Below are 9,262 nucleotides of genomic sequence, written 5' to 3' on the forward strand. Positions count from 1 at the left end.
TCGGGCCCTTATCATGTACGCCGAACGCTTTTAGACCATCATACAAGTACTGAACGGTCTGCTCTTTCAAGAGACCGCGTTTCGTACGCGGGTCTGCCGGAACAAGAGTACGGTACACACACCCCGTCAACAGATCGGCCAGTTGAAGACACTGATTCGCGTCCTTCCACGAATCCGTTACCTGAAAATCCGAGATCCACGGCATCGGGCCTTCGTAATTCTTCGTGAAACGGTCCTTCAGATGGTCGAGTACATCATATCCATGCAGGACCTGAAGGGCGTCGAGATAGAGAGTGCCGCCCCGAAAGCCCACCGTCTCTGGGTGGAGAAGCATTTCAGTCCACTTCTTGTAGGCACGTCGTTTCTTGAGAGCGTCCGGCTCAAACGGATCACCCCAAAACCGGCCCTGCCAAGTCGACCAATCTATGACGATGCTGCGAAAGTAACAACTATGAGCCATAAAATGCTTGATCCAACCAAATGCAACGTTGCGGTCATGGTGAGACCCAAACTCAGCCAAGTGTGTTTCCTTGTACCGGGCGCTGTATTTTGGCGAATGGTTGAAATATCTATGCTCGTCTTTGACTCGACATAGTTCCGGATGCAGGGATGCGTGGTCGGGGACAAAGAGCATCCCAATCACGAGCCACGGAACGTTCGCCTGTGTGCCGGACTCGTCGACGTATATCCGCATCCCCGTTCCCCCGATTAAGACTTTTGTCCCAATCCTGTCACATAGCACGGATGATGCGGGCGGTGAGATTCGGACTCACACGGGGGATTACCCCAGCGCATCCCAGGTGCGCCCCGTCTGCCTGTTCCGGCACGCCCGCGCGTCCTCTACTGCACAAGTCGGACAACCCGGTCTGGTCTTCCGCTGATAGCATACGTACCTGGGCCAACCTTGACGAAGTTGATCTTGTCGCGCTTCAGTATCGTCTGGACGATGTTGTAAACGCCTTTGTATCCGATGGCGCTCTTGATCTCGCCGCTCTGGAACGCCTTGTTGGCGATCTCAGCGATTCTCATCGGGGATCCGTTGTTGCCGATGATTGTCGCCACAGCAAGCTGGCTCGGACCCACCCGCCGCGGCGGTTCCTGGTGCGGGCCCTTGAGCGGTACCTTGAGAACCGGCTGCCGATTGGCTGTCTCTACGCCCTGCAACTCGGCGTAGAATCTTTCGAGTGTCGCGAGCCGCTTCTGGCTCTTCTCTATATGGCGTCGTAGGGACGCGATTTCACGCCGTACCGTGCGTTCGACTTTTGGGCTCTGTCGCATTAGGGACACACCCCCAACTTCGTGTACATGGCTTGTGTCAATTTCCGAACCAGTTTTCGAGCGTCATGTATTTCTTCCGGCCTCCCCTTGTCACGTTGTTGCTGTCATTTGTAACCTATAGGCTGGGTGCGGGAAGGCCGCTGGCCCGGCGTAAGCCGACCAACGGAAAAGACCGTTGGTGTCACACCAACGACCCTCCCGATTACCCCAGCGCAACGTGGGCGGACGGGACTCTTGGCAGGGGACCGTCCGTCGCACGTTTACGGTCACTATAACACAGACCGGCCGAAACCGGTGAAGAAAATTGACCGAATCTTCAAAAAGGCCTGCTGGTAAGTCGAGTTATCCACATCCACGGGGTAGGTCCAAGGCCATCTCGTTTCGCGGCCTGTCCTTCGAGGAGACCATGACCGCGCTGCTACAAGTCAAACCTGCAAAGAAGGCCGGCCCAAAGAAGAAGCGGGCCAAGAAGTCTTGACCCGCTCGGCTTGCTTGTTGTAGCGGACTATCTACCGTCGACGCCGTTTGGCGCGGCGACGCCTTTGCGCGAGCGCACTCGCAGCCACACTTCCTACTCTTCGGGATTTCGACTTTCTAAGCAGTTGCGAAGCAGTTTTTGCCACCCGTCGCTTCGTGCCTTTTCTCGCCATCGCAGATCCCCCCGTCTTGATGAACCTCGGCTCCCACTAGTGGGGCTCAGCCCGTCAAGCCCGTCCGGCTCGCACGCGCGACCGCCTCCTCCACGATTTCGATGACCAGTTGATGGGGCAGGCGCTTCGTGGCCCGTGCGTGCGCTCGGCAATACTCAGCGACCCGAGGGGAAAAGCCGAAGGCGTCGATCGACTTCATCGAGAGTTCGAACTGGGCGCGATTCCACGCGCCGCCAATCGACGTGTCCCGTTTTTCTTGACCTGACTTGTCGGTAGACATCACTGAACCCCTCCCTAATCCCCTGGCTCTTCATGCCCAGACTTGCCCGGCCTTAGACTATAGTTTCGCTGGAATGACCAAGGATACTGATGCCTGACATCATTCCACGTGTGATATAATCACCCAAAACAATAGGAGGAGGGGTTAGCCGATGCCGCCGACAGCCGATTTCTACTCCATCAATGAAGCCACGAAACCGCAATCGGAGCGTGTCTATCACAACAACAGCGCATGTCCTTCTGGCCGCGACATACCACAGAATGAGCGACGTCCCGGTAGGAACAACTACAGGCTCTGCCACAACTGCGCGGAGTTGAACCGACAGGGACGTTAGTCAGTCATTTGGGAACGGGCGGTTATAGGCTCTGCCGACATTGTAAGGACCTAAACTCGCTGGGACGATAGTCACTCACATCTGATTCAGGCGCCCCGCTGCTCCTTCCTGGGCGGCTGGTCGATATTCTCGTCTACCCACCAAGCCAGGGATCTGAGTTTTTTCGTGGGCTTCCCGAAGTGAACGCACAACTCGCTGAAAGTCACACCGTTCCGCAATTCATGTCGCTGGTAAATGGTGAACTCCTTGAAACCGTTCTGAACGAGAAGATCGTGTAAGCGTTGAATTTCTCCTCCGGGTAGGACATTGGCCACAACATCCATCCGATGAGCGCATGAACTGGTGGTGTTGAATCCGTTGTCGCGGAGTAATCTGACCTGACGGCGTATGCCAGCCTCGATGTACGTCGTGTACCAAAGCGAAAATGGGCTCGGCACGTTCGCCTGCCCATTTCGCTGCCGCGCTGGTCTCCGGTTCACAGCCTATCCAACCAGTCTGGGTTTGTCAAGTATACAATTCCCAACCCAAGAGCTCAGGGTGCCAACCACCCACCTGCGGTGATGTTGGCGCAGCACATTGGGCTCGGCGCCCGGTCCTCTCTGTCAACTCCGCCAGTTCTCGACGTTGCTTGTTCTTCGCGGCCGGACCGGGTAGCATCGAGTCCGAAAGCGGAAGCCGCACGGCGGGGGAAAAGGGCATGCTCTTCGAGAGGCTGTGGGAGCAGGTCAAGGGCGCCGAGCGGACAGGAGCGCTCACAGTCGAGGAAGCGCTGGACTGCGCAACGCGACTGCCGCAGGCGCTGTTCTGCTCGATGATGGAGTGTCTGGCGGACAACGGTGAAGACCCGACGCTCATCATCGTACAGGTCGCCCGGCTGCACGACGTCACTTTGAAGCGCCTTCGCCAGATCGCCCGCACGCTCCGCGCGCGTCGATGCCAGGGGGTCCACTGACGGCCGGCGGCTTTGCTCTTGCGGACTGATGTCGGTTCATCTAAAATTATAGATGTCCTGACATCGGTCCATGGAGGTCCGGCATGCGGGGACGGTCGCGGGAGCGCGCCGAGCGGCAACCCGGCGACGCGCGGGCGCGGGGCGAGGCGAAGATGGGCATCCACGTTCCAAAGGAATTGCATCGCAAGTTTCGGGCCCGGCTGATCCTCGAGGGGCGGCTGATGCAGGATGTGATCCGGCATTGGGTGGACGAGGAAGTGTCGTCGCATCGGACCCGGCAGCCTGCCACAGGCGGGCTCCGGTTCTTCAAAGGCGTCGATCGGAGCACGCTGGCCGCGATCGCCGTGCCGATCGAGCAAGACAAGATTCGCCGCCTGAAGAGCAAGCTATTAATGGAAGGTCGCAACATCTCCCAATGGGGCACCGAACGAATGGAGCAGTTTCTCAGAGAACGCGGCTGAGACTGTTGGCCGCTTGCCTCGGCGTCGCTTGTGCGGCGGCCGGGGTTGTGGCATACGGCAGCGCGGTCTCCGCCGCGGCCGGTCCGGCCGCGCTGACCGTCTACGCGCACGAACGAACGATCCGCACTTCCCTCCATCTCCAACCGGGATTTGCGACGATCGTGCGCGCGGACCGACGGATCGACACGGTCGCCGTCGGCGATCCGCGGCTGGTAAGTGCCGCGCCGGTGCACCGGGGCGCCGACGTGTTCGACGTAGTGCTGCAACCGCAGACCGACGCTGGAACGACCAATATGGTGATCTGGCTCGGCGACATCACGACTGTGTGGAATCTCGAGATCGGTCCGGGGCCCCGTACGGCGGACGTCGTGTTTGTAGTCACGCAGGCGCACACGGGTGCGGCCCCCGCTGTGCCACCCGCGTCCGCCGTCCACGGGACAACCGGCGCGGTGCCTCAGAATCCGGCACACACCGTCGCAGCAGCGGCCCCATCCCCTCCGGCCCCATCCCCTCCGGCCCTGTCCCCTCCAGCACCCGCCTCTCCGGCGCCAACCGCCGCAGCGCCGCCGGTACCGACGATTCAGCTCCGGCAGTCGGTCGGACCGGTACGCGCCGTGTTCACGGCCTCCCGTACCCCGAACGGCATCCTGTTCCGCTATGAGATCGCGAACGGCGGCGACGCCGACCTCGTGATCCGGCCCACGACGATCCTCGTGCGGGCGGACGGGCGCCCCGCGGCCTATGGGATGGCGCGCGACAGCGTGGATCGCAGGCGGCCCGATGTCGTACCGCGGGGCGCGACGGAGACCGGCGTCATCGACGTCGCGCTCCCGGCGGCGCGGCAGGTCGAATTGGTCCTTTCCCTCCTCCCCGTCCCGGCGGCGTCATCCGGACCGTCCAACTCCGCCCAGGCTCCGCCGGCGGCCCGAGCCGGCACGACGCCGTCCACCCCGGTGCCCATCGTGCTCCAATGGACCTTCAGCGGCCTCGACCGGCTGCCCGTCACGTCCGCACCCTGAGATCTGCTCGGACCCGGCGTGCGCGACATTGACGCTTTGCTGGCGCTCATCCCGCGATGGATCGCGGCGGGCGTGACGCCGCGCGATCCGGCGGACCTCGAGGAGATCGTCGTCGACCTCGGACGGCCGCCCGCGCTGCGGTTCATCAATGGGGAGCCGGGGCCGCGTGCATCGCGCGAAGTCACGTCGGAGGACCTGCTGTACGTGATCGCCCGTGTGACGAGGTTTCGCGAAGACAACCGCGCGGGGATCGAGCGAACGCTGCACCGCATCGCCTGCGTGCGGGACCGGTATCACGAGATCGTGGGCTTCACGTTCCGAGTGGGGCGGACCGTCGACGGAGCGGCGGACCCGATCGCGGATCTACTCGCCGAAGGGCACCACGTGTTGCTGATCGGACCTCCGGGCGTCGGCAAGACCACGGTGCTGCGCGGGGCCGCGGCTCTGCTGGCCGACCGCATCGGCCGCCGCGTTGTCATCGCGGACACGAGCAACGAAATCGGCGGCGACGGGCGGGTGCCTCATGCCGCGATCGGCGGTGCGCGCCGGCTCCAGGTGCCGCTGTTCGATCCGTCCCGCCCGACAACGCCAGGAGACCGGCAGGCGCAGCTCGTCCTCCAGGCGGTCGTCAGCCACGGCGCCGAATCGCTGATCGTCGACGAAATCGGATTCGAGGCGGATGCCCGCGTCGCGCGCACGATGGCCCGCCGCGGTGTGCAGCTCGTCGCAACGGCGCACGGCCGCCGCCTGCAGGATGTCGTGCTCAATCCCGACCTCGCCTGTCTCATCGGGTCCCCGCGTCCGGTCCTGCTGTCGCCCGAGGAGCGCGCCCGGTTGGACGCGGACCGCCACACCATTCTCGAACGAACGGAACCGCCGGCGTTCGACCGTGTCGTCGAGCTCGCGCGCCGTGATCTGTTCGTGATTCATCACGACGTCGCCGCGTCGGTCGACGCCATCCTGCGCGATCTCACGCCGTCCGTCGAGGTCCGCCGGCCTCGGCGCGCGGCGGCGCCGGAGGAACCGCCGGACGCCGCGCCCAATGCACCGCCGTGGAACGCGGGGTCGTGAAGTGGTTCGACAGCCGGATGGGCTACGGGTTCGTGATCGACGCCGAAGGGCGGGACGTGTTCGTGCACCGGCGCGTCCTGCGGCGCGCCGGCCGGCGGCGGCTCGAACCGGGTGAACCCGTGGAATATGAAGCCGACGTCACGCCGCGCGGCGTGAAGATTACGCGTCTGGCCGTCGGTGAGGCCCCCCGGAAGCCGGCGTAGCCGGTGCTGCGGGAGCGTGCGATGTGGCCGCGCCGTTCGGCGGAGGGGCCGGCGCCGGAGAGGCCTTGCGCACCGCCGGGAACGCGATGACGCCGGTCTGGCGCACGGCGGTCTGCGCCTTGCGCTGGGGCACCCGCGGGTGGTTGGCGATGTTCAGGTCGAGGTTCTTGCCGCAGACGCAGGTGATCTTGGACACCTGGCTGGCGTCGATCCACGCGTTGCCCGAGGCCTCGGCGTGCTGCCGCGCGGCCTCGATGGCGCCCGACGCCTGTTCTTCGGCGTCTTCGCGCTGTCCCTGGGCCGGCGTCCCGTTCCCGTAGACGGAATAAATGAACGTCTTGGGATAGTAGATGCTGTATTTCTTTCCACACCGGCCGCACGGAAACGTGAAGATCAAGGCCACGAAGACTCACCTCGCATCCATTCTAGCATAGCCTGAAACACGCGGCGGCGATCCCGCGATAGGGGCCGCGGGGAGGCGGGGAATCTACGGGTAGAGGCGGCCCAGGAAAGCGCCGCCTCGCTGTGATAGCATACGCTCACCACGATAGTGCGGGAGGCGGCAGGCGATGGACGGGCGAACGGCACGGACGCTCGCGCTCGGGATCGCGATCGGCACGGTGGGAACGGTGCTTGCGTTGGGCGCCGGCGCGATGACGTGGACGCGGCATCACGGCGGCGTGCAGAGCCGCATCGAGATCGTCGTCCGGCCGGCGCAGGGCGCGCCCATCAATCCGCGCGAGTTCTTCCCGCTCCCCAACCAGCCCGGCAACAACCCCGCGCAGGCGCCCTTCCCAGGGTCCGGCGCGCAGCAGAACTGCGATCGGATCCTGTTTTTCTACCAGGGCCGTCTCTATCAGCTGCGTCCGGGGCCGGCGCCCCGCAACGGCGGCAATCCGGAGTTCTTCTTCATGCAGCCGTACGACGGGCCGCAGATTCCGGGGTTCCCGCAGATGGGCCCCGGGAGCGGACCCGATCCGAACCAGCTGCCGATCCTGAAGTTCTAGCGGGGTAGTGCACGGAGCCCGAGGTACCGCCGGGCTCCGCGAACATGCAGACATGACGTGGCGGCCGCGGGTACTTACCCCGCGGCCGCCACCGCTATCGTCGGATCGTGCTTCGAACGCTACAGCGCGCTAGTGCCCCTGCTCGCCCGGATCGCCGTCAGGCCACTGAACGTCCTGGCCCTTCTTCGCCTTGCGGTGCCCCGGCGGGACCCACTGATCGTTGTTCACGGGCGCCGGGCCCGCTTCGCCGGGCCGTCCCTGCGTAGGCTGCAACACCTGAGGCAGGTTGAGCAGAATGTTGGTGATTGCCCCGGCGTTGACCGGACTCGCCGCCGGTACGGGCCCGGCAGCCGCGGGGGCGGAAGTCGGAGCCGCGGGACGTGCGACCGGTGCGGCATGCGTTACCGCGGGACGCGCGACCGGCGTTGTCGGACCTGCCGGCGCCACGGCATGTGAGACTGCCGGAGCGGAGGCCGGCGCGGGAGCGGCCGCGGGTGCGGTGCGCACCGGCGTCGGTACCGCGGCCGGCGTCGTGTTTGCCGGACCCGGATCGGCGATCACGGACACCGGCGTCTGGGTTTGCGTTTGGCGCAGTCCGAGCATTGCCTGGCCCGAAGGCGTGGCCATGCCCGTCACGGCGAGAATTGTCAACACACCAAGACCCGTTGTCAGGGCTTTCATCATAGCCATGTCACCTCAATTACCGGTTACCCACCATACGTTCGGGGCAAACCCAAGGTTCCCCCGCCTAGCGGTCCCGCGTCAGGCGGGCGTGCGGCCGCACGTCGACATTGACGAGCGAGCGCGGCCACTCTCCCTGCGCAACCCGCGCGACCTCTTCGGCGACGGACCGCTTGAGGGCCCGCCGAGCCTCTTCACTATACCATGCCACATGCGGTGTCAAGATCGTGTTCGGCGCCTCGCGCAGCGGATGATCGGCGGGCAGCGGCTCGCCTTCGAAGACGTCGAGGCCGGCGCCGCCAAGGCGGCCTTCGCGCAGGGCCCGCGCGAGGGCCGCTGTGTCGATCACCGCCCCCCGGGACGTGTTGACGACGATCGCGCCGGACTTGAGCAGGCTGATCTCCTCCTCCCCGAGCAGGTGGCGCGTCTCGGTGTGGAGCGGCGCGTGAAACGACACGACGTCCGACTGGCGCAGAAGCGTCCCGTAATCGACGAGCGTGGCGCCCGCTTCCGCGGCCGCCGTTCGCGTCAGGTACGGGTCGAAGGCCAGCAGCTGCATCCCCAGGGGCGCGGCGTAGGCGGCCAGCATGCGCCCGATCCGCCCGAGGCCCACGATGCCGAGCGTCTGCCCGCGGAGACGGTGGATCGGAGGAGTCACGGCCGGCCCGGGCATCCACCGTCCGGCCCGCAGGGCGGCATCGTAGGTGCGGAGCCGCCGGTGGACGGCCAGGACCAGCGTGAACGCGTGGAGCGCGACCTCCTGCGTCCCATAGTCCGGCACGTTGGCGACGCAGATCCCGGCCGCGGTCGCCGCCTGCAGGTCGATCGTGTCGACGCCGACGCCGTACCGGACGATCGCCAGGCAGCGCGGCATCGCGGCGATTACCTCGGCATCGACCGCCGCGTACTCGTTCATGAGCGCGTCGGCGGCCGCGACCTCGGCGAGGAGCGCGCGGCGGTCCTTCGCATTCGCCACACGCATCTCGATCCCGAGCGGCCGGAAGACGTCGTCCTCGTCGTCGAGATTGGGGAAGTCGTGATCGGTGATCACGGCCAGAAACGGCATTGCAGAGGGAGTTTGTGACCGGCCGGGGGTGTTCCTTTCGGTGCGGCCAGCCGCCATCCCGCGGCGGGGACGGCGGCCCGTTACGTCCGGGTCAGTCCGGCGATCGCGCGGACGCGGTCGAGGTCCACGTGCCGCGCGACGAGATCCGCGAGACCGTCGAGCCGTTCGTCGAGCGTAAAGACGTGCGGCGCCGCGGCCTCCTGGCCCGGCAGGCCGGCGCCCCCGCGCTCCCGGGGCGGGGCGGCCTCAAAGCGCCGCCG

At 65.3% G+C, this 9,262-nt stretch carries 12 protein-coding genes and 1 tRNA gene; 6 read left to right on the forward strand and 7 right to left on the reverse strand.

Features of this window, described 5'->3' with window-relative positions:
• The 4 genes from VGZ23_07020 to VGZ23_07035 form a co-directional block, all read right to left on the reverse strand.
• On the reverse strand, positions 1–694 hold a 694-nt coding region (locus tag VGZ23_07020; GenBank protein ID HEV2357345.1), incomplete at its 3' end, for a DUF3800 domain-containing protein.
• Positions 695–748: 54 nt separating this feature from the next.
• Positions 749–833 (reverse strand) — tRNA-Pro (locus VGZ23_07025).
• A gap of 7 nt (positions 834–840) precedes the next feature.
• Positions 841–1,278, reverse strand: a complete 438-nt coding sequence (locus VGZ23_07030) for a hypothetical protein (GenBank protein HEV2357346.1) — start codon at positions 1,276–1,278, stop codon at positions 841–843.
• Between the two features lie 696 nt (positions 1,279–1,974).
• Positions 1,975–2,208 (reverse strand): hypothetical protein, encoded by a 234-nt coding sequence (locus tag VGZ23_07035; GenBank protein ID HEV2357347.1) that lies wholly within the window; start codon positions 2,206–2,208, stop codon positions 1,975–1,977.
• Between the two features lie 1,031 nt (positions 2,209–3,239).
• Between VGZ23_07035 and VGZ23_07040 the strand changes: the two genes are divergently transcribed.
• The 5 genes from VGZ23_07040 (at position 3,240) to VGZ23_07060 (ending at position 6,248) form a co-directional block, all read left to right on the forward strand.
• Positions 3,240–3,494: a hypothetical protein gene (locus VGZ23_07040; protein HEV2357348.1), complete on the forward strand. Its 255-nt coding sequence runs from the start codon at positions 3,240–3,242 to the stop codon at positions 3,492–3,494.
• 83 nt (positions 3,495–3,577) lie between these two features.
• A complete protein-coding gene (locus VGZ23_07045; protein HEV2357349.1) occupies positions 3,578–3,955 on the forward strand; it encodes a hypothetical protein in 378 nt (125 codons plus the stop codon).
• A gap of 47 nt (positions 3,956–4,002) precedes the next feature.
• On the forward strand, positions 4,003–4,974 hold the full coding sequence (locus tag VGZ23_07050) for a pilus assembly protein N-terminal domain-containing protein (protein ID HEV2357350.1): 972 nt from the start codon (positions 4,003–4,005) through the stop codon (positions 4,972–4,974).
• A gap of 18 nt (positions 4,975–4,992) precedes the next feature.
• A complete protein-coding gene (locus VGZ23_07055; GenBank protein HEV2357351.1) occupies positions 4,993–6,045 on the forward strand; it encodes a hypothetical protein in 1,053 nt (350 codons plus the stop codon).
• Positions 6,042–6,248, forward strand: coding sequence for a cold shock domain-containing protein (locus VGZ23_07060; protein HEV2357352.1), 207 nt, complete (start codon positions 6,042–6,044; stop codon positions 6,246–6,248). The genes VGZ23_07055 and VGZ23_07060 overlap by 4 nt, the downstream gene beginning before the upstream one ends.
• On the opposite strand, the gene VGZ23_07065 is transcribed toward VGZ23_07060, so the two are convergent.
• Positions 6,205–6,651, reverse strand: a complete 447-nt coding sequence (locus VGZ23_07065; protein ID HEV2357353.1) for a hypothetical protein — start codon at positions 6,649–6,651, stop codon at positions 6,205–6,207. The genes VGZ23_07060 and VGZ23_07065 overlap by 44 nt on opposite strands.
• Positions 6,652–6,817: 166 nt before the next feature.
• On the opposite strand from VGZ23_07065, the gene VGZ23_07070 reads away from it, so the two are divergent.
• Positions 6,818–7,255 (forward strand): hypothetical protein, encoded by a 438-nt coding sequence (locus VGZ23_07070; GenBank protein HEV2357354.1) that lies wholly within the window; start codon positions 6,818–6,820, stop codon positions 7,253–7,255.
• A gap of 748 nt (positions 7,256–8,003) precedes the next feature.
• Here VGZ23_07070 and VGZ23_07075 read toward each other — a convergent pair.
• Positions 8,004–9,002, reverse strand: a complete 999-nt coding sequence (locus tag VGZ23_07075; GenBank protein HEV2357355.1) for a C-terminal binding protein — start codon at positions 9,000–9,002, stop codon at positions 8,004–8,006.
• Positions 9,003–9,082: 80 nt separating this feature from the next.
• Positions 9,083–9,262, reverse strand: a 180-nt coding sequence (locus VGZ23_07080; GenBank protein HEV2357356.1) for a hypothetical protein, incomplete at its 5' end; no start/stop codon positions are given.

The organism is bacterium (assembly GCA_035945995.1).
GTDB lineage: Bacteria > Sysuimicrobiota > Sysuimicrobiia > Sysuimicrobiales > Segetimicrobiaceae > DASSJF01.

Excerpts from the sequence above, each read along its gene's own strand:
- VGZ23_07030 (HEV2357346.1), bottom strand. The coding sequence starts at position 1,278 with ATGCGACAGAGCCCAAAAGTCGAACGCACGGTACGGCGTGAAATCGCG.
- VGZ23_07035 (HEV2357347.1), bottom strand. The coding sequence starts at position 2,208 with ATGTCTACCGACAAGTCAGGTCAAGAAAAACGGGACACGTCGATTGGC.
- VGZ23_07040 (HEV2357348.1), top strand. The coding sequence starts at position 3,240 with ATGCTCTTCGAGAGGCTGTGGGAGCAGGTCAAGGGCGCCGAGCGGACA.
- VGZ23_07045 (HEV2357349.1), top strand. The coding sequence starts at position 3,578 with ATGCGGGGACGGTCGCGGGAGCGCGCCGAGCGGCAACCCGGCGACGCG.
- VGZ23_07070 (HEV2357354.1), top strand. The coding sequence starts at position 6,818 with ATGGACGGGCGAACGGCACGGACGCTCGCGCTCGGGATCGCGATCGGC.
- VGZ23_07075 (HEV2357355.1), bottom strand. The coding sequence starts at position 9,002 with ATGCCGTTTCTGGCCGTGATCACCGATCACGACTTCCCCAATCTCGAC.